This window comes from Streptomyces longwoodensis, assembly GCF_001514125.1.
Classification (GTDB): domain Bacteria; phylum Actinomycetota; class Actinomycetes; order Streptomycetales; family Streptomycetaceae; genus Streptomyces; species Streptomyces longwoodensis.
Map to the genome: position 1 here is coordinate 191,869 of NZ_KQ948551.1, position 24,948 is coordinate 216,816.

Genomic DNA, 24,948 nt, shown 5'->3' on the forward strand with positions numbered 1-24,948 from the left:
GGCCGCTTCGCCCGTACGAGTGGTGCAGAAGCGATTCCGCTGAGGTGAGGGGTGTGGGTGTGCTGCCCTGGGCGGGTGGCTCGCGCCGGGAGGCCGCCCTGCCCACGGCCGTGCACCGGCCCAGAACGGGCAGGTAGCCTTTCCCCCGTGCCCCGTCTGTCTGAAGTCATCGCCGCGCTGGAGAACCTGTGGCCCGCCGAGCGGGCCGAGTCCTGGGACGCGGTCGGCACCGTCGTGGGCGACCCCGGGCAGCCGGTCACCCGCGTGCTGTTCGCCGTGGACCCGGTCCGGGCGATCGTCGACGAGGCGGTGGAGCTGGGCGCGGACCTCCTGGTCACCCACCACCCGCTCTACCTGCGCGGCACCACGACCGTCGCCGCGTCCACCTTCAAGGGCCACGTCGTGCACACCCTGATCAAGAACGACATCGCCCTGCACGTCGCCCACACCAACGCCGACACCGCCGACCCGGGCGTCTCCGACGCCCTCGCCGGCGCCCTGGACCTGCGCGTCGTACGGCCCCTCGTGCCCGACCCCACCGACCCCGCCGGCCGGCGCGGCCTCGGCCGGATCTGCGAGCTCGACCACCCGCTGCCGCTGCGGGAGTTCGCCGCACGCGCCGCCGAACGGCTGCCCGCCACCGCGCAGGGCATCCGCGTCGCCGGCGACCCCGACGCCGTCGTGCGCACGGTCGCCGTCAGCGGCGGCTCCGGCGACAGCCTCTTCGACCAGGTGCGCGCCGCCGGCGTCGACGCCTTCCTCACCGCGGACCTCCGCCACCACCCGGCGTCCGAGGCCGTGCACCACAGCCCCCTCGCGCTGCTCGACGCGGCGCACTGGGCCACCGAGTGGCCCTGGTGCGAGCTGGCCGCCGCCCAGCTCGACGAGATCTCCGACCGGAAGGGCTGGGACCTGCGGGTCCACGTGTCCGCCACGGTCACCGACCCCTGGACCGCCCACGCGGCGTCCAGCCCGACCGCTAGCCCCATGGGAGCCCCCAACTGAACGCCGCGCCCGCCGACCAGATCCGTCTCCTCGACGTCCAGGACCTCGACGTCCGCCTCCAGCAGCTCGCGCACCGGCGCAGGTCCCTGCCCGAGCACGCCGAGATCGAGTCGCTGACCCGCGACCTCACCCAGCTGCGCGACCTGCTCGTGGCCGCGCAGACCGAGGAGAGCGACTGCGCCCGCGAGCAGACCAAGGCCGAGCAGGACGTGGACCAGGTGCGCCAGCGCGCCGTCCGCGACCAGCAGCGCCTGGACTCCGGCGCCGTCACCTCCCCCAAGGACCTGGAGAACCTCCAGCGCGAGATCGTCTCCCTCGCCAAGCGGCAGGGCGACCTCGAGGACGTCGTCCTGGAGGTCATGGAGCGCCGCGAGGCCGCGCAGGAGCGGGTCGCGGAACTGACCGAGCGGGTCGGCTCCGTGCAGGGCCGGATCGACGACGCCACCGCGCGCCGCGACGCCGCGTTCGAGGAGATCGACGGCGAGGTCGCCACGGTGTCCAAGGAGCGCGAGGTCATCGCCGGCTCGGTGCCCGCGGACCTGCTCAAGCTGTACGACAAGCTGCGCGAGCAGCAGGGCGGCATCGGCGCGGCCAAGCTGTACGCGCGCACCTGCCAGGGCTGCCGTCAGGAGCTGGCCATCACCGAGCTGAGCGAGATCCGCTCGGCGGCCCCGGACACGGTCGTGCGGTGCGAGAACTGCCGCCGCATCCTGGTCCGTACGGCCGAGTCCGGCCTCTAGGGGCCCGCGCGGTGAGGGAGTTCATCGTCGAGGCCGACGGCGGGTCGCGGGGCAACCCGGGGCCCGCGGGCTTCGGCGCCGTGGTGACCGACGCGGCGACGGGGGAGACGCTCGTGGAGCGCGCCGAGTACCTCGGCGTCGTCACGAACAACGTCGCCGAGTACCGGGGCCTGCTCGCCGGGCTGCGCGCGGCGCACGACCTGGACCCGGCCGCCACGGTGCACGTCCGCATGGACTCCAAGCTCGTCGTCGAGCAGATGTCGGGCCGCTGGAAGATCAAGCACCCCGACATGAAGCCCCTCGCGGCGGAGGCGGCCCGGGTGTTCCCGCCCGGCCGCGTCACGTACGAGTGGATCCCGCGCGAACGGAACAAGGCGGCGGACCGGTTGGCCAACGAGGCGATGGACGCCGGGGTGTCGGGGGAGACGGGGTATTCGGTGCGGCGGGAGTCGGTGGGCGGCGGTGCTGCCGGTACCGGGGTCGGTGCCGGTGCCGGTACTGGGGTCGGTATCGGGGCCGACGTCGAGGCCGGGACAGCGGAGGCCCCTGTCGACGTCACGGCCGGGACGGCCAAGGCCGCCGCGGCCGATGTGAGGGCCGCGCGGAGCGTGGCCGCTCCCACCTCCGGCTGGTCGGCGCCCGACCTCGGTGCCCCCGCCACCTTCGTCCTGCTCCGCCACGGGGAGACCCCGCTGACCCCGCAGAAGCGCTTCTCGGGCAGCGGAGGCACCGACCCGTCCCTCTCCGCCGCAGGGCGCGAACAGGCCGAGCGGGCCGGTGCGGCCCTGGCCCGGCGCGGGACGATCCAGCACATCGTGTCCTCGCCCCTCGCCCGCACCCGCGAGACCGCCGGCATCGTCGCCGCCCACCTCGGTCTGGAGGTCACGGTCGAGGACGGCCTGCGCGAGACCGACTTCGGCGCCTGGGAGGGCCTGACCTTCGCCGAGGTGCGCGAGCGCCACCCCGACGACCTGAACGCCTGGCTCGCCGACACCGGGGCCCGGCCCACCGGCGGGGGCGAGAGCTTCGCCGAGACCGCCGTACGCGTCGCCGCAGTGCGCGACAAGCTGACGGCCGCCCACGCCGGGCGCACGGTGCTGCTCGTCACGCACGTCACGCCGATCAAGACGTTCGTGCGGCTCGCCCTCGGTGCCCCGCCGGAGTCCCTGTTCCGCATGGAACTCTCGGCGGCGTCCGTCTCGGCGATCGCGTACTACGCCGACGGCAACGCCAGCGTCCGCCTGCTCAACGACACGTCCCACCTGAGGGCGTGACGGCGGGGGCGACCGCTGTGGCGGTGCTGGACGGGGCGGTGCTGGAGGGGACGGTGTCCCCGAGCGCCGCCGCCTCCCGCGCCAGCCGCTCGACCCGCCCCCAGTCGCGCGCCGCCACCGCGTCCCCGGGCACCATCCAACTCCCGCCCACGCACCCGACGTTCGGCAGCGCCAGGTACTCCGGCGCGTTCGCGGGCCCGATCCCCCCGGTCGGGCAGAACCGGACCTGGGGCAACGGGCCGTACAGCGACCGCAGGTAGGCCGTACCGCCCGCCGCCTGCGCCGGGAAGAACTTCATCTCCCGCACCCCGCGCTCCAGCAATGCCACCACCTCCGACGCGGTGGACACCCCGGGCAGGCACGGCAGCCCCGACGCCCGCATCGCCGACAGCAGCGCGTCCGTCCACCCGGGACTCACGAGGAACCGGGCCCCCGCGTCCACGGCGACGTCCACGTGCTCCGGCCCGAGCACCGTCCCGGCGCCCACCACGGCCCCCGGCACGGCCGCGCCGATCGCCCGGATCGCCTCCGGCGCGGCGGCCGTCCGCAGCGTCACCTCGATCGCCGGCAGCCCCCCGGCCACCAGCGCCCGCGCCAGCGGTACGGCGTCCTCGGCGTCGTCCACCACGACGACGGGCAGCACGGGCGCGAGGTCCAGCACGGACACGGCACCGCCGGACGGCTGGGCGGTGGGGGAGGGCGTGGAGGCAGGGGAGGGCAGGGAGGAGTCGGCCATGGGCTCATCCTGCCCACCGCGTGCACTCTGCGCAAAGCCCATTGCGCATGCTGCAATGGGCATGTTGCAACAGGCGGGGCGGGATGGCCGGGGCCTGAGTGGTCGGCGTCTAATGAACCTCGTCCACAAGCACGTCGAGGGCCCAGGCCGCCCCCGCCTTGGCGGGCGCCTGCGCCTCCACCACGTACCCGAGGTCCCGCAGCGCCTCCACCAGCTCGGCGGGGTGCGCCGGCGCGGCCCCGGCGGTCAGCAGGCTCCGCACGATCCGCCCCTTGGTCGCCTTGTTGAAGTGGCTGACCACCTTCCGCGTCGGCGCGTGCAGCACCCGCACGGTCGCCGTGCGCCCGGCCACCTCGCCCTTCGGCTTCCACGCGGCGGCGTACGCCGCCGACCGCAGGTCCAGCACCAGCCCGTCCCCGGCCGCCTCGGGCAGCACGGCCGCCATCGGCGCCCGCCAGTGCGCGCCCAGCGCCCCCAGCCCGGGCAGCCGTACTCCCATCGAGCAGCGGTACGACGGGATGCGGTCCGTCACCCGGACCGCGCCCCACAACCCGGAGAACACCAGCAGCCAGGAAGCGGCCCGGCGCTTGGCGGCGGCGTCCAGCGAGGCCAGGTCGAGGGCGTCGTACAGCACGCCGGTGTAGATCTGCCCGGCCGGCCGCGCGCCCGCGGTGCGCAGCCCGGCGTTCTTGCCCACCTCCCCGCGCAGCCCCTCGCTGAGCCCGAGCACCTCGCGCGCCTTCTCCTCGTCGCCGGAGCACAGCTCGACCAGTTCCTCCAGCACGGCCAGCCGCGCCCCGGTCAGCCCCGGCAGCGACAGCGACTCCGGCTTCAGCGGGGCGCCACGGCCGGAGGCGGCCTTGCCTTCGGAGGGTGGGAGCAGGACGAGCACGGGGGTATCTCCTAGCGGCTGTTGCTGAACCTGTTGCTGTTGCTGTTGCTTTGCCGGCGTCGGCGCTGTTGTGGCGGTGTGACGGCCGGGACATCAGCGTACGGCGTGCCCCGTGACCGCCTCCCCCCGTACGCTCGGCACCATGCCCCGCCGCCCCCTCCGCGTGACCGGCGCCCCCGAGGCGCCCCTCAGGACCGCCCTCGCCGCGCTGCGCGCCAAGCTCTCCGTCCCCGAGGCCTTCCCGCCGGAGGTCCTGGCGGAGGCGGAGCGCGCGGCCCGCGCCCCCGCCCTCCGGCACGCCGACGCCACCGACATCCCCTTCGTCACGGTCGACCCGCCCACGTCCACGGACCTGGACCAGGCGCTGCACCTGTCCCGCCGCGGCAGCGGCTACCGCGTCCACTACGCCATCGCCGACGTGGCCGCCTTCGTCACCCCGGGCTCGGCGCTGGACGCGGAGGCCCACCGCAGGGTCACCACCCTGTACTTCCCGGACGGCAAGGTCCCGCTCCACCCGCCCGTGCTCGGCGAGGGCGCCGCGAGCCTGCTCCCGGACCAGGTGCGCCCGGCCGCGCTGTGGACGCTGGACCTGGACGCGGAGGGCCGTACGGTCGCCGCCGACGTACGCCGGGCGCTGATCCGCAGCCGGGCCAAGCTGGACTACGAGGGCGTGCAGAAGGCGATCGACACGGGCACGGCCGAGGAACCGCTGGCGCTCCTGCGCACGATCGGAAGGCTGCGCGAAGCCCTGGAAGCGGAACGCGGCGGCATCTCCCTGAACGTCCCCGAACAGGAAATAGTCCAGCACGACCACACCTACGAACTGACGTACCGCGCCCCGCTCCCGGCCGAGGGCTGGAACGCCCAGCTCTCCCTCCTGACCGGCATGGCGGCCGCCGACCTGACGCTGGCCCACGGCACGGGCGTCCTGCGCACCCTGCCCACGGCACCCGACGGCGCGGTGTCCCGCCTGCGGCGCGTGGCGCAGGCGCTGGAGATCGACTGGCCGCACCACGTGTCGTACGCGGACCTGATCCGCACCCTGGACCCGGACACCCCGCGCCACGCGGCGTTCCTCCAGGAGTGCACGACCCTGCTGCGCGGCGCCGGCTACACGGTGTTCCGCGACGGCGCCCTGCCCGCCCTGACGACCCACGCGGCGGTCGCGGCCCCGTACGCCCACTGCACGGCCCCGCTGCGCCGCCTGGCCGACCGCTACACGACGGAACTCTGCCTGGCGGCGACGGCGGCCGCCCCCGCACCGGAGTGGGTCCTGTCGGCCCTGGACCGCCTCCCCGCGGAGATGACGGAGGGGACCCGCAGGTCGAACACCCTGGAACGAGCCTGCCTGGACCTCCTGGAGGCGACGGTCCTGGAGCCCCACGTGGGCGAGACGTTCCCGGCCACGGTGATCGACGTCTCCGACGACCACCCCACGACGGGCACGGTCCACCTGACCGCCCCCGCAGTCATAGGCCGGGTCGACTCCCCGACCCCCCTGCCCCTGGGCACCCCCCTGACGGTCCGCCTGACGGAGGCGGACCCGACGGGCCCGACGCTCCGCTTCGTCCCGGCGTGATTCTTCGCCGCTGACGACGGCGCTGACGGAACGCCTGTGCCACGATCGAGGGACAGGTCCTCGATCTCACGGACAGGTGATCAGCCGATGTCCCAGTCTGGCGGGCGACAGAAGGAGGGGCGTGACATGACTGCCGTGGCCCACGAGCCGCTCACGCAGGAAGACGTCCTGCTGGACGGCTTCCTCGCCCTGGACACCCCGGAGGGTTTCCGGGCGGAGCTGATCGAGGGGGAGATCGTAGTGACACCGCCGCCGGACGGGGATCACGAGGACTACATCGAGGTGATCGTCAGCCAGGTGTACCGGCTGTCGCGAACCGACATGCAGTTCTCCGGGAACAAGGGACTGAAGCTGGCGAGCGGGGGCGGCTGGCCCAAGAACCACGTGATCCCGGACGGCACGTTCGCACCCCGGCACCTGCGGCTCTACCGGGGCGCCGAGCCCTGGATGCCCTGTGAGGGCGTCGCGATGGTCCTGGAGGTGACCTCCACCAAGCCGCAGGCCGACCGCGAGGCCAAACGCCGCTGCTACGCCCGCGGCGGCATCCCGCTGTACCTGCTGGTCGACCGAGAGGCGTCCTCGATCACGCTCTTCAGCGACCCGGGGAAGGACGATTACAGGGAACACTGCACCCGCCCCCTGGGCAAGCAGATCGCCCTGCCGCAGCCCTTCGCCTTCGACCTGGACACCTCCGACCTCCTCTGAGGCCGAAGGCGGGTCCGCGGCCCGGTAGCATGGTCGGCACGGCAGACGAGCCGGGCGGACGGCCGCGTGGAGTTCCCGCAAGGGGCTCCCCGAGGAACGTCCGGGCTCCACAGGGCAGGGTGGTGGCTAACGGCCACCCGGGGTGACCCGCGGGACAGTGCCACAGAAAGCAGACCGCCGGGGACCTCGGTCCTCGGTAAGGGTGAAACGGTGGTGTAAGAGACCACCAGTGCCCAGGGTGACCTGGGCAGCTAGGTAAACCCCACCCGGAGCAAGGTCAAGAGGGAGCGCCCCGGCGCTCCTGCGGGGACGTTCGAGGGCTGCCCGCCCGAGCCCCCGGGTAGACCGCACGAGGCCGGCGGCAACGCCGGCCCTAGATGGATGGCCGTCGCCGACGGGCCCGCGAGGACCCGCCGGAACAGAACCCGGCGTACAGCCCTGCTCGTCTGCCTCATCCCCCGGGACGCGCACCGACGCACCCCACCCGATGTCCGGATCGCGCCCTTTCGGTGTGCATCGCGGCACCTCACCCTGGCCCTGGAGCACCGCGGGGCACTGGGGGAGGGGCCACCATGTCCGGAGCGTCGTACATCCCTGTCTTACCCGTGCGGCCCCACGCCGTGGCCGCGTTCAAGGACCTCGCGCCGTGGACCCGTGACCGGACGGCTCCCCTGTGGACATTGCCGGTCATGACGGCCGGGGACGCCGATGAACTTCAGCAGGCGGTGCGGAAGGAGATCGGGCGGGTCGCTGCCGTCCAGAAGTACACCCCGGGATGGCTCGACGCCCCGTACGCCGACCTCGATGAGGACCCCTGCGCGACCCTCCTCCCGTTCTACTGGTCCCACACGGCGCTGCGACCGGTCACCGCCCCGGACCTCCCCGCCGCCCACCAGGCCGCGGCCGCGGACAGTGCCCAAGAAGGGGGCAACGGCCTCGGGATACGCGTACGGCTCCCTCATGGCTGGAGTGAGGAACGTGGGGAGAACACCGCTGCGTTGCTCTCCCGCGTGGGCCCCGAGGTACCGGTGGACCTGCTCCTCGACCTCCAGACGGTGCTGCCGGATCGTCCCGACGCGGGCAAGGAAGCCCTGCGTGCGCTCGACGCGCTGGTGCCCCTGACCCCTTGGCGCACGGTCGCCGTGCTGTCCGGTGCCTTCCCCGACCAGGTCGACAGGCTTCTCGACCGGGACCGGGGCGAGGCCGACCGCACGGACTGGGAGACCTGGCACGAGGTCCGCCTGAGCGGACGGTCGTACGCGAAGGCCGTGCGGTACGGCGACTACGGGACACTGCCCGCCCGCCACCTCGGCAGGGCGGCCGGCGGAGGCGAGCGGTCGCGCTTCGGACTGCTCCGGTACACGACGGACCGCTCCTTCCTCCTCGCCAGGTTCTGGGCCGAGAAGCGGGGCGAGACCGGGGTCACCCGGGAGGCCGCCCGCTGGATCACCGAGGCCCCGGAGTTCCGCGGCGGGCCCGCCAGTTCGGGTGAACTCTGGTACCAGCGGTGCGCCCACGCCACCGGCTCCCAGGGCACCGGCAACGCCGGCACCTGGAACCAGGTCGGCAACGTGCAGCACATGACCTACGTGGTCCGCTGCCTCCAGGGCCGCGCCGTCTGAGCCTCACAACGACCGCCCCGCCACCCTCCCCACATGCCCCTCCAACACCCCCCGCGGCTCCGGCGTCAGCGTGCGCAGGGCCACCAGTGCCGTGATCACCACGTCGCACAGTTCCGCCTGTACGTCGTCCCACGTGTGGCTCCGGCCCTTGCGCGGGTTCTGTCCCGTCGCTCCGATCACCGCCTCCGCGACCTCGCCGACCTCCTCCGACAGCTTCAGCACGCGCAGCAGCAGGCCCTCGCGGCCGCCCACCGGCTGGTTCTGCTCCAGCCACCTCCACAGGGCGTCCACGGTCGTCCACAAGTCGGGTGCAGGGGAAGGGGGTTGCTGTTGTTCGGTCATGCGGGCAGCCTGCCATGGGCAGGGCGCCTCACTCCCCGAACAACACCTCCTGCTCCCCCTCCCGCTCCCGCCGCACCCGCCGCCCCCGCATCCCCACCACCGCCGTCGTCACCGCCGCCGTCACGCCCAGCGCCGCCGGGACCATCCAGCCGCGGTCGGCCACGTGGTGCAGGGCGTGGTCCAGGGAGAGGCGGCCCGGGCCCGTCACCGCCAGGCCGGCCGCCGCCAGGCCCAGGCTCGCCGCGTACTCGTAGCCGCCCTCCTGGGCGAAGAAACCGTTGGGTACGTGCACCGCCGCCGCCCCCGCCATCGCCCCGGCCGCCGCCGCGCCCGCCGCCGGGGTCGCCAGGCCCAGGGCCAGCAGCGCGCCGCCGCCGGTCTCCGCCAGGCCCGCCGCCGTCGCGCTCGCCCTGCCCGGGCGGTAGCCCACCGACTCCATGAACTGGCCCGTGCCCTCCAGGCCGTGCCCCCCGAACCAGCCGAACAGCTTCTGCGCCCCGTGCGCCACCAGCACCCCGCCCGTGCCCACCCGGAGCAGCAGCAGGCCCAGATCACGTCGGTTGTACAAGGTCACGGTGACTCCTCTGCGCGGTGCGTCCCGGATGCGTCCACCGTCGCACCCCCACCGTCCCCCCGCCCCGCCCACACCGCCGTTCGGGTGACGGGTGGCCACCCGCGCCCGCACCAAGGGCGGGTACCGCACGGGCCGTTCCGGCCTCGGCATGGCCTCGGCATCCGTGGCCCTCGGTCAACGCCATGGCAGCCGCCCCGTGGCCGGTGCTTCCCCCGCGACTCTCCGCGAGGTCCACCCCCACCCGGCCCGGAGCGGCTGCCTCCCCCCTGGATATGGCGTGTGGAACCACCAGGTCGGCACAAGGTCTGCGGAAGCTTCGTGTTCCAACTGTGAAGTTCCCGTGCAGGAGAGTTGAGCATAAGTCCGTCATCGGCCGCAATGGGCCGGACGGAGAAATTCCACTTGTGCAGGTTGAGGAGTTGACGAGCCGTGGGGCGGCGTGACGCGCCGAGTTGTCCCCGCCACGCCCGTCAACCGCGGCCCACGTACGGCATCGTCGTCGCCAGCACCGTCGCGAACTGCACGTTCGCCTCCAGCGGCAGCTCCGCCATGTGCCGTACCGTGCGCGCCACATCGGCCACGTCCATCACCGGCTCCGCCACGACCTCCCCGTTGGCCTGGAGCACGCCGGCGCTCATCCGGGCCGTCATGTCGGTGGCCGCGTTGCCGATGTCGATCTGCCCGACCGCGATGCGGTACGGCCGCCCGTCCAGCGAGAGGGACTTGGTCAGGCCGGTCAGTGCGTGCTTGGTCGCCGTGTAGGCCGCCGAGTGCGGGCGCGGGGCGTGCGCGGAGACCGAGCCGTTGTTGATGATCCGCCCGCCCTGCGGCCGCTGCTCCTTCATCTGCAGGTACGCCGCCTGCGCGCACAGGAACGCCCCGTTGAGGTTGGTGTCCACCACGTGCCGCCACGCGTCGTACGCCAGCTCCTCCACCGGCACTCCGCCGGGCCCGAACGTGCCCGCGTTGTTGAACAGCAGGTCCAGCCGCCCCCACCGCTCCCGCACGGCCGCGAACAGCGCGGCCACCTCCTCGGGCCGCGAGACGTCCGTCCGTACGACGAGACGGTCCGCGTCCGGCACCAGCGCCGCCGTCTCCTCCAGGGGCTCGGTGCGGCGGCCGGCCAGCGCCACCGACCAGCCCGCCCGCAGCAGCTCCGTGGCCACCGCGCGGCCGATGCCGGAACCGGCGCCGGTGACCACCGCGATCGTGCTCTTGTCCTCAGTACCCGTGGCGTCCATGGGGCGGCAGCGTAGGCGAGGTCCGCCATTCGGGACAGATCCGTCCGCCATCCGGGTTGCCGCGACGGGGACGGCGCGTGTCGTCCCCGGCCGCCGCCGGGGCTCCTCCCTGAACTGTCCGGGGAGGAAAGAATGACAATCGCAGCAATGCCGCCGCGGCGCGAGCCCGCCCCGCACCCGGCCACGTTCCGTGCCGCGGCCCGCCGGATCGGCCGGCGCCGCTTCCTGACCACCGGTGCCGCCGCCATGGCCCTCGCCTTCGCCGTGGACCTGCCGCGCACCGGTGTGGCCGCCGCCGCGGAGATGAACGCGGCGCGCATCGACTCCGACCCCTTCACCCTCGGCGTCGCCTCCGGCGACCCCCAGCCCGGCTCGGTCGTGCTGTGGACCCGGCTCGCCCCGGCGCCGTACCAGCCCGACGGGGGGCTGCCCGCCGAGCGGATCGACGTCGACTGGGAGGTGGCCCGCGACCCGGCGTTCGCCACCGTGGTCAGCCGGGGCACCGCCACCGCCCACCCCGAGTTCCACCACAGCGTGCACGTCGAGGTCGCCGGCCTCGACCCCGACCGCGTGCACTACTACCGCTTCCGCGCCGGCACCTGGCTCAGCGAGACCGGCCGCACCCGCACCGCACCCGAGCAGGGCGCCGTCGTCCCCTCGGTGCGCTTCGCCCTCACCGCCTGCCAGGCGTACCAGGACGGCTACTTCACCGCCTACCGCCACCTCGCCGAGGACGACGTCGCCTTCGTGTTCCACCTCGGCGACTACATCTACGAGTACGCGGTCGACGCGGTCGGCGGCGCCCGGAACTACACCGACCGCACCGTGCCGTCGCTGTACGACCGCGAGGCCGCCTCGCTGGAGGACTACCGGCTGCGCTACGCCCTCTACAAGTCCGACCCGGACCTGCGCGCCGCGCACGCCGCGCACCCCTTCGTCGTGGCCTTCGACGACCACGAGACCGAGAACAACTACGCCGGGTCGATCCCCGAGAACGCCGTCCCGCCGGAGGAGTTCCTGCTGCGCCGCGCCGCCGCCTACCGGGCCTACTGGGAGAACCAGCCGCTGCGCACCGCCCAGCAGTCCGTCGGCCCCGACCTCCAGCTGTACCGCAGGCTGCACTGGGGACAGCTCGCCCAGTTCGACGTCCTGGACACCCGCCAGTACCGCTCGGACCAGGCCTACGGCGACGTGGCCCACACCCCCGGGCCCGAGTCCACCGACCCGGCCCGCACGATGACCGGCGCCACCCAGGAACGCTGGCTGCTCGACGGCTGGCGCTCCTCGCGCGCGGTGTGGAACGTCGTCCCGCAGCAGGTCACCTTCGCCCAGCGCAAACTCGACCTGAACCCCGTCGCCAAGGTCTCCATGGACGCCTGGGACGGCTACCCGGCCTCCCGCCGCCGCATCCTCGACGGCGTCAAGGCGGCCGGCCTGGACAACCTGATGGTGCTCAGCGGCGACGTGCACGTCGGCTACGCCTTCGACCTCAAGGACGACTTCGACGAGCCGTCCTCGCGTACCCTCGGCACCGAGATCGTCGCCACCTCGATCACCAGCGGCAAGGACGGCTCCCAGCGCCCGGGGAACTGGAACACGTACATGAGCGCCAACCCGCACCTGAAGTTCTACGACGGCCGCCGCGGCTACGCGACCGTCCAGCTGGGCCTGTCGCGGGCCCGCGCCGACTTCAGGACCGTGCCGTACGTGACCCGGCCGGGCGCGGCGATCAGCACGGCCGCGTCGTTCGTCACCGAGGTCGGCCGGCAGGGGCTCACCCCGGCGTGACGCCCCCGGCCCCCCCGGCCCCCCCGGCCCCCCGGCCCCCCCGGCCCCCCGGCCCCCCCGGCCCTCCGGCCCACCGGGGCCGGCACCGGCACCGGTCAGGCGTCCCGTCAGGCGTCCCGTCAGGCGTCCGGCGCGCCGTCCCCGGCGGGCGGCCAGCCGTCGCCCCAGTCGGCGTCCCGGGCCGCCTTGTACAGGTCCCCGTGCCGCTTGGTCACCGTCGCCCGCCGCAGCCGCTCCTCGGCCTCGCACAGGTCGAGGAGCACCTGCCCCTTGCGGATCTGCGGCCGCCGGACCACCCGCGCGGGGACCGGGGCGACGGGGAAGCGGGCGGCCGCGACGTAGGCGAACTTCTCGTCCTCGTACGGCAGGGAGCCGCCCTTGACCCGGCGGTGCAGCGAGGACCTGCTGACCCGCGCCGAGAAGTGGCACCAGTCCGTGCCGGGGGCGATCGGGCAGGCCGCGTCGTGCGGGCAGGGCGCGGCGACCCGGAAGCCGGCCGCGAGCAGCCGGTCGCGGGCCTCCAGCACGCGCGCATAGCCGTCCGGGGTGCCCGGCTCGACGATCACCGCGGCCCCGGCGGCGGAGGCCACGGCGGCCAGCAGCGCGGTGCGGTCGGCGGGGGACAGCTCGTTGAGGACGTAGGAGACGGTCACCAGGTCCGTGGGCGGCAGGGTGAGCGCGGCGCCGATGCGGGCGCGTTCCCAGCGGGCCCCGGCCAGCGCCGGGTTGGCGGCGGCGATCTCCCGGCCCAGCTCCAGCGCCGGCTCGGACCAGTCCAGGACCGTCACCGGGCGGGAGCCGGCCCAGGTCGCGGTCGCCGCCCAGGTGGCGGCGCCGGTCCCGCCGCCGACGTCGAGGTGGCCCGCCGGGGCCCAGCCGGGGGCGGCCGCGGCGAGGGCGCCGAGGGCCGTGCGCACCGCCTCGAACGTGGCCGGCATGCGGTACGCGGCGTACGCGGCCACGTCGGCGCGGTCGCGCAGGATGGGGGCGTGGGTCGGGGTGGCCCCTCGGTAGGTCGCGATGAGCCGGTCGACCGCCCGCGCCGCCTGGGACGGCGGGAGCCCGTCGAGCAGGCGGTCGAGCGCGGTACGGAGGTCGTCGTCCGAGGGCAGGTCGTTCACCCGCCGATTCTAGGCGTCGCCCGTCCACACCTCGGACACGGTCACTTCACCGCCCGGGCGAGGAGCGTGGCCGCCGCCGCCCGCGGGGTGCTGTCGGGGGCGCGGCGGCGCGGGTGGACCGTGGTGGCCAGCAGGACGAGGAACGTGTCCGTGACCGGGTCCAGCACCAGCGAGGTGCCCGTGAACCCGGTGTGGCCCGCCGCGCTCCGGCCCGCCAGCTCGCCCATGAACCACGGCTGGTCCACGGCGAAGCCCAGCCCCGGCGGCGCGAGCAGCAGGTCCACGAAGTCCGGGCCCAGGATGCGCGCGGGACCGTAGGCGCCGCCGCACAGCAGGGCCCGGCAGAACACCGCCAGGTCCCGGCCGGTGGAGAACAGCCCCGCGTGCCCGGCGACCCCGCCCAGCGCCCAGGCGTTCTCGTCGTGCACGACGCCCCGCAGCATGCCCCGGTCCGCCTTCGCCCACGGCCGCCGCTGGTCCTCGGTGGCGGCCGCGTCCGGGCAGGGGCCGAAGCGGGTCGCCGTCATGCCCAGCGGCCGGGTGATCCCGTCGTGGACCAGCACGTCCAGCGGGCGGCCGGTCAGCCGTTCCAGGAGGTGCTGGAGCAGCAGCATGTTCAGGTCCGAGTAGACGGGGAGGCCCGGCTCGGACACCGGCTCCTCCGCGCGCAGCAGCGCCAGCCGCCCGGCGTCGTCGGCGCAGTCGTACAGCGGCAGCTCCGGCCGCAGCCCGGAGGTGTGCGTGAGCAGCTGACGGACCGTCAGTCCGTGCTTGGCCGCCGCGGGGAAGTCCGGCAGGTACGCGCCGACGCGCGCGTCGATGCCGAGCGTGCCCCGCTCGATCTGCTGCACCGCCGCCACCGAGGTGAACAGCTTGGTCAGCGACGCCAGGTCGAAGGGCGTGCCGACGGTCACCGGGACCCGGTCGCCGGGCGGCAGTTCGACACCGCGGTCCGTCTCCGGGTCGTAGCGCGCGTAGCGCACGGCCCAGCCCGCCGCCTCCTGCACGGCGATCACCGGGCCGCGCCCGGCGACCAGGACGGCGCCCGCAGCCCAGGGGCGCTCGCCCTCCGTGAGGTCGTGCACCGCGCGGGCGAGCGGACGCAGGCGTTCGGCGTCGAGGCCGGCCCTCTCCGGGGTGTCGACGCGCAGTCTCGGTGCGCTCAGCTGCCTGCTCCCTCCGCGCCCGTACGGGTGTTCCAGGGACGGCACATTCCCACGAAGCAGGCCACCGCCACCAGTGACGCGGTCAGCTGGACGAGGGCCATCGGCACCGCCGTGTGCTCCCCGGCCACCCCGACCAGCGGCGAGGCCACCGCCCCGACCAGGAACGACGCCGTGCCCAGCAGCGCGGACGCGGCCCCCGCCGAGTGCCGGGTCCGCACCAGGGCGAGCGTCTGCGCGGTGGGCAGCGTCAGGCCCATCGCCGACATCAGCACGAACAGCGCCGCCGCCACCGGGGCGAGCCCCACCGCGCCGAACACGCCGGCCGACATCAGCAGCAGCGCCGTCGACGCCAGCACCAGCAGCGCCAGACCCGCGGCCAGCACCCGCTCCAGCGGCACCCGGCCCACCAGCACCTTGCCGTTGAGCTGCCCGGCCGCGACCAGCCCCACCGAGTTCAGCCCGAACAGCAGGCTGAACGTCTGCGGCGAGGCGCCGTAGATCTCCTGGACCACGAACGGCGAGGCGGAGATGTACGCGAACAGCGCGGCGAAGGCGAAGCCGCCGCTCAGCACGTACCCGGCGAACGGCAGGTCGGCCAGCAGCCCGCGCATCGAGCGCAGCGCCTGCCCGACCCCGCCCGCGTGCCGGCGGGCCGGCACCAGGGTCTCCGGCAGCCGCGCCCACACCAGCGCGCCCAGCAGCGCCCCGACCACCGTCAGCACCACGAACACGCCCCGCCAGTCCGTCACCCGCAGCACCTGCCCGCCGATCAGCGGCGCCGCGACGGGCGCCACCCCGGCGATCAGCATCAGCGTGGAGAAGAAGCGGGCCAGCGCCACCCCGTCGTACACGTCCCGCGCCATGGCCCGGGCGATGACGATGCCGGCCGAGCCCGCCAGGCCCTGCGCCAGCCGCAGCACGACCAGCAGCTCCACGTCCGGGGCCGCCGCGCACAGGGCCGTGGCGACGACGTAGACCGCCAGCCCCGCCAGCAGCGGGCGGCGCCGGCCCCACCGGTCGCTCATCGGGCCCACCACCAGCTGCCCCAGCGCCATCCCGGCCAGGCACGCGGTCAGCGTGAGCTGGACGCTCGCGGCCGGGGCGTGCAGGGTGCGGGAGACCTCCGGCAGCGCCGGGAGGTACATGTCCATCGACAGCGCCGGGATCGCGGTCAGCCCGCCCAGCACCAGGGTCACCAGCAGGCCGGCGCCCCGCCCCGGAGGCACGGCCGGCGCGGTCCCCCGCGCCCTGTCCGGCGCGCCGCCGGTGACCGCCGGCTCCGGTATCGCCCCGCCCTCGGGCATGTGGCCCCTCCCTCTCCGACACGTGCGGCACCTATGCTCTCAGCTCGTACGGACTGCTGGGACGGTTGCGAGGGCGGGCGGGCATGACGACGGACAGCGTGCGGTGGGGAATCCTGGCCACGGGCGGGATAGCCGCCGCCTTCACGGCGGACCTGATCGACCTGCCGGACGCCGAGGTGGTGGCCGTCGCCTCGCGCAGCGAGGCCTCGGCGCGGGCGTTCGGCGAGCGCTTCGGCATCCCCCGCGCGTACGGCGACTGGGCGTCCCTCGCCAAGGACGCGGACATCGATGTCGTCTACGTCGCCACCCCGCACGCCGCGCACCGGGCCGCCGCCGGGCTGTGCCTGGAGGCCGGGCGCAACGTCCTGTGCGAGAAGCCGTTCACGCTGAACGTCCGCGAGGCCGGGGAACTCGTCGACCTCGCGCGGCGCGAGGGGCGCTTCCTGATGGAGGCGATGTGGATGTACTGCAACCCGATGCTCCGCCGCCTGAAGCAGCTCGTCGACGACGGCGCGATCGGCGAGGTGCGCACCGTGCAGGCCGACTTCGGCCTCGAGGGCCCCTTCCCGCCCGCGCACCGGCTGCGCGACCCCGCCCAGGGCGGCGGCGCGCTGCTCGACCTCGGCGTGTACCCGGTGTCCTTCGCCCAGCTGCTGCTCGGCGAGCCGGCCGGGATCGCCGCCCAGGCCGTGCTCTCCGACGAGGGCGTCGACCTGCAGACCGGCGCCGTGCTGTCCTGGGAGTCCGGCGCGCTCGCCGCGCTGCACTGCTCCATCGACGGCGGCACCGGCACGTCCGCGTCGGTCACCGGGACGCGCGGGCGGATCGACCTGCCCGCCGGGTTCTTCCACCCCGAGCGGTTCGTGCTGCACCGCACCGGGCGCGAGCCGGAGGAGTTCGTGGCGGACCCGGCCGACGGCCCCCGTACGACGCTGCGGCACGAGGCGCGCGAGGTGATGCGGGCGGTCCGGGCGGGGGAGACCGAGTCGCCCCTGGTCCCGCTGGACGGCACCCTCGCGGTGATGCGCACCCTGGACGCCGTCCGCGAGCGGATCGGGGTGCGCTACCCGGCCGAGGAGGCGTGAGGCGGGGGCCGGCCGGGGCCGCGGTAGCGTCGGGTCATGGTCAACCGTCCGGACGCCCGTCGCCGCAGTGAGAAGTCCCGCCGCGCCATCTACGACGCCGCGCTCTCCCTGGTCGGCGAGGTCGGGTACCCGAGGACGACGGTCGAGGGGATCGCCGCCCGGGCCGGGGTCGGCAAGCAGACCATCTACCGCTGGTGGCCGTCCAAGGCGGACGTGCTGCTGGAGGCGTTCCTCGACCTGGGGGAGCGGGTCGCCGAGGAGGCCGGGCAGCAGCCGTACCGGATCCCCGACACCGGTGACCTCGCCGCCGACCTCAAGGCGGTGCTGCGGGCCACGGTCGACGAACTCCTCGACCCCCGCTTCGAGGCGCCCTCGCGCGCCCTGGCCGCCGAGGGGCTGGTGAACGAGCAGCTGGGGCGCGCGTTCGTGGCCAAGCTCCTGGAGCCCCAGCTCCAGCTGTACGTCGAGCGGCTGCGCTCCGCCCAGGAGGCGGGCCAGGTCCGCGCCGGGGTCGATCCGCGCATCGCGCTGGAACTGTTCGTCTCCCCGCTCGCCCAGCGCTGGCTCCAGCGCACCGGTGAGATCTCCCACACCTACACCGACACCCTCGTCGACTACGCGCTGCACGGACTCGCCCCCCGCTGACGCGCCCGCCCCCGCCCGCCCCGCCCGCCGTGAGCCGGGCGGAGCACCCGGTGACCGGTGTGCGCCCCCGCGTGCTCCTCGTCCCACCTGCCCGGACGCGGCCCCCCGGTCCCCCGGAGCGCGGGAAGGTGGGACCATGGGGCATGCTGTCCGCACAACAGCGAGGCGAGGGGACGGATGAGCGCGGAGTTCGGTGGCCGGACCGGCCTGCGGGGCAGGATCTCCCAGTGGCTGCGCGGGAGCGGCCCGCAGGAGGCCGCCGGCGACGGCGGCCGTGAGGAGCTGCTGCTCGCCGCCGCCGGAGCGGGACTGCCGCTCGCGCCCGCCGCGCACCCCGCCGCCGGCTACCGGTGCTCCTGCGACCGCGTGGGCTGTCCCACCCCCGCCCGGCACCCGGTGTCCTTCGCCTGGCAGACGCAGTCCACCACCGACCGCGCCCAGGTCGAGCGCTGGGCCCGCCACGAGCCGCAGGCCAACTTCATCACCGCGACCGGCATGACCCACGACGTCCTGGACGTGCCCGTGGAGGCCGGCCGCGAGGCCCTGGAGCGGCTGCTGAACTCCGGCGTGGAGGTCGGCCCGGTCGCCGAGAGCGACGACGGCCGCATGTACTTCTTCACCCTCACCCGCGGCACGCCCGAGGACGAGGACGAGTGGTGGCCCTGCGAGCTGGACTGCCACCCCGAGACCATGGACGAGCACCCCGGCCTGCGCTGGCACTGCCGGGGCTCCTACGTCCTCGTGCCGCCCTCCCGCCTCCCCGGCGACGACGGGCAGTCGGTGCACTGGGTGCGGGGCCCGGAACACCCCCTGCCCGAGCCGCTGACGCTGCTGGAGTCCCTCACGGACGCCTGCGCCAAGTACGCGGGGCAGGACCAGTCGTCCTCCCCGTGGCCCCTGCGCCACTGAGGCACCGGGCCCGCGGGGGACGGCCCGGCGTCACTCGCCCTTCGCGGAGGTGAGCCCCTCCACCCGGGCCAGCACCGCGACGCGGCCGCCCGCGCCCGCCGGGTCCACGGCCACCTGGTTCGCCACGAACTCCATCGTCAGCGTCTGCTTGATCTCGCCCGTGGTCAGCGCCCGCACGTTCGCGTTCGGCGCCGGCACGCTCGCGCCCTGCGCCGCCGTCTGCTTCACGAAGTGGTGCGAGCTGAAGAACACCAGCGCGCCCCCGTCCGCCGTGCGCAGCGCCACGGGCGCGTAGTCGCCGTCGGTCAGCGGCTCGTCGACGTACTGCGTGGCGAGCCCGGGCCGGCTCGCGTTCTTCTGCCGCTGTGCGCGCAGCGCGCTGGTGTTGCCGCCGTCCGCGAAGGAACTCCCGCCGCCCCGGAGGTAGTCGGCGTAGCCCTTGCTGAGGGTGCCGGGCGCGGCGGCGAGCCCGCCCGCGTCGGCCGGGACGGCCTCGGCCCAGCCGTCCCCGTCCTTCGCGAACTCCGGCAGCGCGCCCGGCGCGACGAGCGTGAGGTACGTGGCCTGCCACCGCTCGGAGGCGTCGTGGCGCTGGAACACCATCAGCCAGCGGGCCGAACCGCCCTTGTTGGCGCGGGCGTCGGCGACGAACCAGCGCGGCCAGCCGGCCTTCTTCGGGATCGTGTACCGCACGTCCGACAGCGCCAGCGGGGTGTGCTGCGGATTGCCCCCGGGGTGGTTGACGTGCCCCGCCTTCAGCCGGGCCGCGTCGATCACCTTGAGCGGCCCCGCGGTGTACGCGGCGTCGAGGGACGCGTCGTAGGCGGCGTCGGCCTTGTTGTACGCGGCGGTGAACTCCTCGACCGCGCGGGCCGCTTCACCGCGCGTGCTGGTCGGGATCACCTCGCGCTCCCCGTGGACGACCACGCAGCCGCTCGCGGTCAGCGAGACGACGGTCAGCGAGGCCGCCAGGAGGGCGCCGCGGTCACGCCTGCTGGGCCCTGGACGGCCGGTCCTCGGGCCGCGCTCCCTGGTCATCCGGTGCGTCATCCGGTGTCTTCACCTTCCCCTTCCCGGAGGCGAACCCTACCGGGGCGAGGAACAGGGCGAGCGTCGGGACCAGGTACAGCAGCCACACCGTGACCTGGAGGACCGTCGGGTCGGCCTGGAAGTTGAACACGCCCTTGAGCAGCGTGCCGTACCAGCTGTCCGGCGGGACCGCCCCGGTGATGTCGAAGGCCTGGTCCGTCAGCCCGGGCAGCCAGTCGGCCTCCTGCAGGTCGTGGAAGCCGTAGGCGAGCACGCCCGCCGCGACGACGACCAGCATGCCGCCGGTCCAGGTGAAGAACTTCGCCAGGTTGATGCGCAGCGCGCCGCGGTAGAACAGCCAGCCGAGGAGCACCGCGGTGGCCAGGCCCAGCGCCGCGCCGAGCAGCGGGCGGGGGGTGCCGTCGCCGGCCGCGTGCACGGACGTCCAGATGAACAGGGCGGTCTCCAGACCCTCCCGGCCCACCGCGAGGAACGCGGTCGCCACCAGCGCGCCGGTGCCCATGGCGAGGGCGGCGTCCAGCTTGCCGTGCAGCTCGGCCTTCAGGTGCCGGGCGGTGCGCCGCATCCAGAACACCATCCACGTCACCAGGCCGACGGAGATGATCGACAGGGAGCCGCCGAGGGCCTCCTGCGCCTCGAACGTCAGCTCCTGGGAGCCGAACTCCAGGGCGCAGCCGAAGCCGAGCGCGATCACCACCGCCGTGGCGACGCCGAGCCAGATCGGCTTCAGCGCGTCCCGGCGGCCGGTCTTGACCAGGTAGGCGATGAGGATGCAGACGACGAGGCTGGCCTCCAGGCCCTCGCGCAGTCCGATCAGGTAGTTGGAGAACACGGGTCAGGCCTCCTTGGCGAACAGCGTGCGGCCCCACCAGTCGTCCGCGTCGCGGACGCCGGGCGGCACGGCGAAGACCGCCGAACCCACGTGCTGGATGTACTCGTTGAGGGCGTCGGTGGCCAGGTTGCGCTGGATGCGCACGAACCCCTCACGCACGTCGCGCTGGTAGGCGAGGAAGAACAGGCCCGCGTCCAGCCGGCCCAGGCCGTCGGTGCCGTCGGTGAAGGAGTAGCCGCGGCGCAGGATCGTCGCGCCGCCGTTGGAGTGGGGGTGCGCGAGCCGCACGTGCGCGTCGGGCTTCATCGCCTTCAGGAACGGCTCGTCGTGCTCCTTGGCCTTGCCGACGGGGGCGCCCTCGCCCTTGTCGCGGCCGAACACGTCCTCCTGCTCCTGCAGCGAGGTGCGGTCCCAGGTCTCGATGTGCATGCGGATCCGGCGGGCCACCAGGTAGCTGCCGCCGGTCATCCAGCCGGGGCCGTCCTTCTCGCCGACCCAGACGAACTTGTCCAGCCGGTCCGTCTCGGTGCCCGCGATGTTGCGGGTGCCGTCCTTGAAGCCCATCAGGTTGCGCGGGGTCTGCGCGCCGGGCGTGGTCGAGGAGGTCTTGCCGAAGCCGAGCTGCGACCAGCGGATGACGACCTTGCCCATGCCGATGCGGGCCAGGTTGCGGATGGCGTGCACGGCGACCTGCGGGTCGTCGGCGCACGCCTGCACGCACAGGTCGCCGTGGCTCCGGTTCGGGTCGAGCGCGTCGCCGGCGAACTTCGGCAGGTCGATCAGCGCGTCCGGCCGCTGCGCCGCCAGGTCGAACTTGGTGAACAGCGACGGGCCGAAGCCGATCGTCAGGGTCAGCCGGGACGGCTTGAGGCCCAGCGCCTCGCCGGTGTCGTCCGGCGGGGCCTCGGCGAGACCGCCGTACGCGCCCTCGCCGACCGCCTGGCCGGCCGTCATCCGGCGGGCGGCCGCGGTCCAGTCCTTCAGCAGCTGGACGAACGCGGCCCGGTCCCGGGTGGTCACGTCGAACGCCGCGAAGTGCAGCCGGTCCTGCACGGGCGTGGAGATGCCCGCCTGGTGGGCGCCGTGGAAGGGCACCGCGCCGCCGGCGTCGGCGCCGGCCGGGTCCACGTCGTTGCCGACGCGGGTCATGGCGACGGCGCCGCCGGCCGCGGCGGCACCGAGCGCGAGTCCCGCGCCGCCCCAGCCGATCAGCGCGCGCCGGGAGGGCGCCTTGGCCGTGTGGTCGGTGCCGCCCGTGCTCGGGGTGCTGTCGGTGTCCGTCATGTCAGTCGAGTTCCCCGTTACTTGGCGACGGCAGCGGCGAGCTTGGACAGCGGCTCGGCGAGCGCGTTGACCGCGTCCGACAGCTGCTTGCGGTCGGCGTCGCCGACCTTGTCGTAGGAGACGAAGTCGTACGACGTCTTGTCCGCGCGGTACTTGTCCAGCAGCGCGTCCAGCGCGGCGAACTGCTGGTCCAGTTCGGTGGTCAGGGCCTGGTCGTTCTTGCGGGCGACCGGCTTGAGCAGGTCGTACGCCTTCTGCGCGCCCTCGACGTTGGCCTTGAAGTCGACCAGGTCGGTGTGCGAGAAGGTCTCCTCCTCGCCGGTGACCTTGCCGGTGGCGACCTCGTCCAGCAGCTCCTTGGCGCCGTTGGCCATGGAGGTGGGCGTGATGTCGGCGGTGCCGACCCGCTTCCGCCAGTCCGTCAGGTCGGTGACCAGCTGGTCGGCGAGGACCTTGCCGGCGGCGCTGACCGTGCCGTTCTTCCAGAGGGCCTTTTCCAGCGTGTGCCAGCCGGTCCACTTCTGCCCGGCCTCCAGGTCCGCCTCGCGCAGGTCGACCTTGGGGTCGATGTCGCCGAAGGACTCGGCGACCGGCTCGGTGCGCTCCCAGCCGATGCGCGAGGGCGCGTACGCCTTCTTGGCGGCGGCGACGTCCCCGGCCTTCACGGCCGTCACGAACGCCTGCACCTTCGGCAGCGTCTCGTCGGCCTGCTGCTGCGTGTACTGGCGGTAGGCGGCCACGGCCTGGTCGAGCAGCGGGTCGCGCCGGGCGGTGCTGCCGCCGGTGACCTTGAGGGTCTGCCGGATGCCCTTGCCCTTCATGCCGGGCTTGCAGGCGATCTGGTACTCGCCCGCCTTCACCTCGGCGGTGACCCGCTGCTTGGTGCCCGGGCCGATGTTCTCCCGCTCGGTGACGACGCGGTCGTCGGGGAACAGGACGTAGACCTCGGTGACCTTGGAGCCCTTGTTCTGGATGGAGAGTTCGACGTGACCGGCGGAGATCTCCTTGACGGAGGTGTCGCACGTGTCGTCGGTCGCCGTGACGGAGATGACGCGGTCGCCGTCGGCGGCGTCGCTCTTCTCGGTGCAGCCGGTGACGGCGGTCAGGGCCGCCACGACGGAGACGGCGGTGACGACGGACACTCTGGCGGCTCGCATGCGGGCTCCCGGCCTGGCAGTTCGGATTGGTGAGGCTCGCCTAAGTTATCTGAGGCTTACCTGCCTCATACAGCCCCGGGCCGTGATTCGCCTCTCATGGACGGTGTAAGAGCACGAGCCGGTCACGGCGTCCCAAACCGCACCCCATGCGGAGGTCAAGGGAGGTTCAAGGGAACCCGGTGGGTGCTTCAATGCGCGGGTGACTGACTACGACGTGCCCGCCTACGACGTGCTCCGCGTCTTCTGCGCGCCGAACGGCGGCTACGGCAACGAACTGGGCGTGGTCCGCGACGGCTCGGCGCTGCCGGGGCGCGCGGAACGCCAGGCGCTCGCCGGGAAGCTCGGCTTCAGCGAGACGGTGTTCGTGGACGACCCCGAGCGCGGCATCGTCGACATCTACACGCCCACCCTGCGCCTGCCCTTCGCCGGCCACCCCTGCGTCGGCGCCGCCTGGCTGCTCGACGTGCCTGAACTCCGCACCCCGGCCGGGGTGGTGGGCGCCCGGCAGGACGGCGAGTTCTGCTGGATCGAGGCCCGCGCCGAGTGGGCCCCGCCGCGCACCCTGCGCCGGTACGCCACCGCCGCCGAGGTCGACGACCTCGCCGTGCCGCCGCCCGGCGAGTGGATCTACGCCTGGGCCTGGGAGGACGAGCCGGCGGGCCGGGTCCGGGCCCGCGCGTTCCCCGGCCGCGACGACGGCATCGAGGAGGACGAGGCCACGGGCGCGGCGGCCCTGCTGCTCACCGACCGGCTGGGCCGCGCCCTGAACATCACCCAGGGCGCCGGATCGCAGATCCTGACGGCCCCCCAGCCGGGCGGCTGGGTGGAGATCGGCGGACGGGTGTACCTGGAGCGCTGAGCGTCGCACGTTCGGGTGGAACCGCGTGTGGGGGCGGCCGCCGCCGGGGAACCGATGGCCCTGACCAGTCACCCCTCCCGAACCGAGGAGACCCATGCGCATCCGTTCGGCTCTCGCCGCCGTCGTCCTGACCGCCGCCCTGACCGCCGTGAGCGCGGCGACGGCCTCCGCCGCCGACCACGAGCAGCGCGGCGGCTCCGACGAGCACACCACCTGCAGCACGTACCTCTACTTCATCGACACCGTCACGGCCGACCTCGGCGGTGCCGGCACGAACTGCGGCGACCTCTTCTTCTCCTGACCCGCACCGGTGCCCCGGACCGCGCCCCGCTGCCGTGGGCGCGCCCCGGGGCACCCGCACGCCGTCACGCTGCCGGCAGGGCGCACTCCTCGCCCAGTTCCCGCAGGACCGCCGTGTTCAGCGCGAACGCCAGCCGGCACTCGGCCACCATCCGCTGCCGCTCCGGCCCGTCGGCGCCCACCTCGTCCAGCAGCCGCCGGTAGTCCCGCTTGAACGCGGCCGGACCCTGTATCCGGTCGAACACGTAGAAGCGCACGCCGTCGCCCCGCCGCGCGAATCCCCACGTCTTCTCCGCCCGGCCGCGGATGAACTGGCCGCCCGACAGGTCACCCAGGTAGCGGGTGTAGTGGTGGGCGACGTACCCTGCGGGCCACCGGCTCGCACAGGCCCGTATCCGCTCCGCGTACGCGCGTGTCGCCGGCAGCGCGCTCAGCGACGCGCGCCAGCCGGGACCCCGCAGGTGCGCCAGGTCCCGCTCCAGCGCCGCGAGCCGGAACAGCTCCGGGCGCACGAAGGGCCCGGCCACCGGGTCGGACGCCAGCCGCCCGGCCGGCGCCTCCAGCGCCTCGTAGACGCACCACAGCTGCTCGGTGTAGCGGGCGTACGCACCCACGTCGAGGCGCCCGCCCAGCAGGTGGGCCAGGAACACCGAGGCCTCCGCCTCCGCGTGCTGGTCCCGGGTGGCGGTGCGCAGGAGCGCGGCGAGCGAGTCCACGGGGGGCGTCATCGGGGCCGGG

25 protein-coding genes and 1 other RNA gene are annotated in these 24,948 nt (G+C 74.3%); 13 read left to right on the plus strand and 13 right to left on the minus strand.

The annotated features are described in order from the left end of the window. Positions 1-147 precede the first annotated feature (147 nt). The 3 genes from AQJ30_RS09895 to AQJ30_RS09905 are packed head-to-tail and all read left to right on the plus strand — an operon-like array spanning position 148 to position 3,019. Complete coding sequence (locus AQJ30_RS09895; protein ID WP_067231408.1) at positions 148-1,005, plus strand: Nif3-like dinuclear metal center hexameric protein; 858 nt, start codon at positions 148-150, stop codon at positions 1,003-1,005. Continuing rightward, the gene (locus tag AQJ30_RS09900) at positions 1,002-1,745 is read left to right on the plus strand and encodes a CT398-like coiled coil hairpin domain-containing protein (protein WP_079083956.1); all 744 of its coding nucleotides are present in this window, start codon (positions 1,002-1,004) and stop codon (positions 1,743-1,745) included. The genes AQJ30_RS09895 and AQJ30_RS09900 overlap by 4 nt, the downstream gene beginning before the upstream one ends. 11 nt (positions 1,746-1,756) lie before the next feature. Next, positions 1,757-3,019 (plus strand): bifunctional RNase H/acid phosphatase, encoded by a 1,263-nt coding sequence (locus AQJ30_RS09905; protein ID WP_067231414.1) that lies wholly within the window; start codon positions 1,757-1,759, stop codon positions 3,017-3,019. Here AQJ30_RS09905 and eda read toward each other — a convergent pair. Together eda and yaaA are read right to left on the minus strand one after the other, a co-directional pair. Beyond that, positions 2,991-3,755, minus strand: coding sequence for a bifunctional 4-hydroxy-2-oxoglutarate aldolase/2-dehydro-3-deoxy-phosphogluconate aldolase (gene eda, locus AQJ30_RS09910; RefSeq protein ID WP_079083957.1), 765 nt, complete (start codon positions 3,753-3,755; stop codon positions 2,991-2,993). The genes AQJ30_RS09905 and eda overlap by 29 nt on opposite strands. A gap of 109 nt (positions 3,756-3,864) precedes the next feature. After that, the gene (gene yaaA / locus AQJ30_RS09915) at positions 3,865-4,647 is read right to left on the minus strand and encodes a peroxide stress protein YaaA (RefSeq protein WP_067231417.1); all 783 of its coding nucleotides are present in this window, start codon (positions 4,645-4,647) and stop codon (positions 3,865-3,867) included. 142 nt (positions 4,648-4,789) lie between these two features. On the opposite strand from yaaA, the gene AQJ30_RS09920 reads away from it, so the two are divergent. The 4 genes from AQJ30_RS09920 (at position 4,790) to AQJ30_RS09935 (ending at position 8,553) form a co-directional block, all read left to right on the plus strand. Continuing rightward, positions 4,790-6,226 carry an RNB domain-containing ribonuclease gene (locus AQJ30_RS09920; protein WP_067232611.1) on the plus strand — a complete coding sequence of 479 codons (1,437 nt, stop codon included), beginning with the start codon at positions 4,790-4,792 and terminating at the stop codon, positions 6,224-6,226. A gap of 126 nt (positions 6,227-6,352) precedes the next feature. Then, the gene (locus AQJ30_RS09925) at positions 6,353-6,931 is read left to right on the plus strand and encodes a Uma2 family endonuclease (RefSeq protein WP_067231420.1); all 579 of its coding nucleotides are present in this window, start codon (positions 6,353-6,355) and stop codon (positions 6,929-6,931) included. Positions 6,932-6,977: 46 nt separating this feature from the next. Then, positions 6,978-7,380: RNase P RNA component class A (gene rnpB / locus AQJ30_RS09930), an RNA gene on the plus strand. A gap of 123 nt (positions 7,381-7,503) precedes the next feature. Next, positions 7,504-8,553 (plus strand): beta family protein, encoded by a 1,050-nt coding sequence (locus tag AQJ30_RS09935; RefSeq protein ID WP_067231423.1) that lies wholly within the window; start codon positions 7,504-7,506, stop codon positions 8,551-8,553. Positions 8,554-8,556: 3 nt separating this feature from the next. On the opposite strand, the gene AQJ30_RS09940 is transcribed toward AQJ30_RS09935, so the two are convergent. The 3 genes from AQJ30_RS09940 to AQJ30_RS09950 all read right to left on the minus strand — a co-directional run bounded on the left by AQJ30_RS09940 (position 8,557) and on the right by AQJ30_RS09950 (position 10,710). Then, entirely contained in the window at positions 8,557-8,895 is a 339-nt protein-coding gene (locus AQJ30_RS09940) for a MazG-like family protein (protein WP_067231426.1), read from the minus strand. A gap of 28 nt (positions 8,896-8,923) precedes the next feature. After that, on the minus strand, positions 8,924-9,469 hold the full coding sequence (locus tag AQJ30_RS09945) for a DoxX family protein (protein WP_067231429.1): 546 nt from the start codon (positions 9,467-9,469) through the stop codon (positions 8,924-8,926). Between the two features lie 470 nt (positions 9,470-9,939). Next, entirely contained in the window at positions 9,940-10,710 is a 771-nt protein-coding gene (locus tag AQJ30_RS09950) for an SDR family oxidoreductase (RefSeq protein ID WP_067231432.1), read from the minus strand. A 132-nt stretch (positions 10,711-10,842) separates the two neighbouring features. Here AQJ30_RS09950 and AQJ30_RS09955 point away from each other — a divergent pair, with 132 nt between their 5' ends. After that, complete coding sequence (locus tag AQJ30_RS09955; RefSeq protein ID WP_245726879.1) at positions 10,843-12,498, plus strand: alkaline phosphatase D family protein; 1,656 nt, start codon at positions 10,843-10,845, stop codon at positions 12,496-12,498. 119 nt (positions 12,499-12,617) lie between these two features. Here AQJ30_RS09955 and AQJ30_RS09960 read toward each other — a convergent pair whose 3' ends face one another. Genes AQJ30_RS09960 through AQJ30_RS09970 form a run of 3 tightly spaced genes read right to left on the minus strand, consistent with a single transcriptional unit; the run spans position 12,618 to position 16,089 of the window. Beyond that, positions 12,618-13,619: a small ribosomal subunit Rsm22 family protein gene (locus AQJ30_RS09960; RefSeq protein ID WP_067231437.1), complete on the minus strand. Its 1,002-nt coding sequence runs from the start codon at positions 13,617-13,619 to the stop codon at positions 12,618-12,620. Between the two features lie 41 nt (positions 13,620-13,660). Further along, positions 13,661-14,830 carry a serine hydrolase domain-containing protein gene (locus AQJ30_RS09965; protein ID WP_067231440.1) on the minus strand — a complete coding sequence of 390 codons (1,170 nt, stop codon included), beginning with the start codon at positions 14,828-14,830 and terminating at the stop codon, positions 13,661-13,663. After that, positions 14,782-16,089, minus strand: a complete 1,308-nt coding sequence (locus AQJ30_RS09970) for a multidrug effflux MFS transporter (protein ID WP_067231443.1) — start codon at positions 16,087-16,089, stop codon at positions 14,782-14,784. The genes AQJ30_RS09965 and AQJ30_RS09970 overlap by 49 nt, the downstream gene beginning before the upstream one ends. Positions 16,090-16,172: 83 nt before the next feature. Here AQJ30_RS09970 and AQJ30_RS09975 point away from each other — a divergent pair, with 83 nt between their 5' ends. From AQJ30_RS09975 to AQJ30_RS09985, 3 genes are all read left to right on the plus strand, one after another. Next, entirely contained in the window at positions 16,173-17,174 is a 1,002-nt protein-coding gene (locus AQJ30_RS09975; protein ID WP_067231445.1) for a Gfo/Idh/MocA family protein, read from the plus strand. A 36-nt stretch (positions 17,175-17,210) separates the two neighbouring features. Further along, positions 17,211-17,819, plus strand: coding sequence for a TetR/AcrR family transcriptional regulator (locus AQJ30_RS09980; RefSeq protein ID WP_067231448.1), 609 nt, complete (start codon positions 17,211-17,213; stop codon positions 17,817-17,819). Positions 17,820-17,996: 177 nt separating this feature from the next. Further along, positions 17,997-18,728, plus strand: coding sequence for a bifunctional DNA primase/polymerase (locus AQJ30_RS09985; RefSeq protein WP_067231451.1), 732 nt, complete (start codon positions 17,997-17,999; stop codon positions 18,726-18,728). 30 nt (positions 18,729-18,758) lie between these two features. On the opposite strand, the gene AQJ30_RS09990 is transcribed toward AQJ30_RS09985, so the two are convergent. Genes AQJ30_RS09990 through efeO form a run of 4 tightly spaced genes read right to left on the minus strand, consistent with a single transcriptional unit; the run spans position 18,759 to position 23,051 of the window. Beyond that, positions 18,759-19,766: an SCO2278 family lipoprotein gene (locus AQJ30_RS09990; protein WP_067231454.1), complete on the minus strand. Its 1,008-nt coding sequence runs from the start codon at positions 19,764-19,766 to the stop codon at positions 18,759-18,761. Continuing rightward, entirely contained in the window at positions 19,714-20,610 is an 897-nt protein-coding gene (efeU, locus tag AQJ30_RS09995; protein ID WP_067231456.1) for an iron uptake transporter permease EfeU, read from the minus strand. The genes AQJ30_RS09990 and efeU overlap by 53 nt, the downstream gene beginning before the upstream one ends. Before the next feature lie 3 nt (positions 20,611-20,613). Then, positions 20,614-21,894, minus strand: a complete 1,281-nt coding sequence (efeB, locus tag AQJ30_RS10000) for an iron uptake transporter deferrochelatase/peroxidase subunit (protein WP_067231459.1) — start codon at positions 21,892-21,894, stop codon at positions 20,614-20,616. Positions 21,895-21,911: 17 nt separating this feature from the next. After that, entirely contained in the window at positions 21,912-23,051 is a 1,140-nt protein-coding gene (gene efeO / locus AQJ30_RS10005) for an iron uptake system protein EfeO (RefSeq protein ID WP_067231460.1), read from the minus strand. 214 nt (positions 23,052-23,265) lie between these two features. Between efeO and AQJ30_RS10010 the strand changes: the two genes are divergently transcribed. Together AQJ30_RS10010 and AQJ30_RS10015 are read left to right on the plus strand one after the other, a co-directional pair. Further along, on the plus strand, positions 23,266-23,910 hold the full coding sequence (locus tag AQJ30_RS10010; RefSeq protein WP_067232614.1) for a PhzF family phenazine biosynthesis protein: 645 nt from the start codon (positions 23,266-23,268) through the stop codon (positions 23,908-23,910). Between the two features lie 94 nt (positions 23,911-24,004). Then, a complete protein-coding gene (locus AQJ30_RS10015) occupies positions 24,005-24,211 on the plus strand; it encodes a hypothetical protein (protein WP_067231463.1) in 207 nt (68 codons plus the stop codon). 64 nt (positions 24,212-24,275) lie between these two features. Here the strand turns inward: AQJ30_RS10015 and AQJ30_RS10020 are convergent, their stop codons facing one another. Further along, entirely contained in the window at positions 24,276-24,926 is a 651-nt protein-coding gene (locus AQJ30_RS10020; RefSeq protein ID WP_067232617.1) for a biliverdin-producing heme oxygenase, read from the minus strand. Positions 24,927-24,948: the final 22 nt, after the last annotated feature.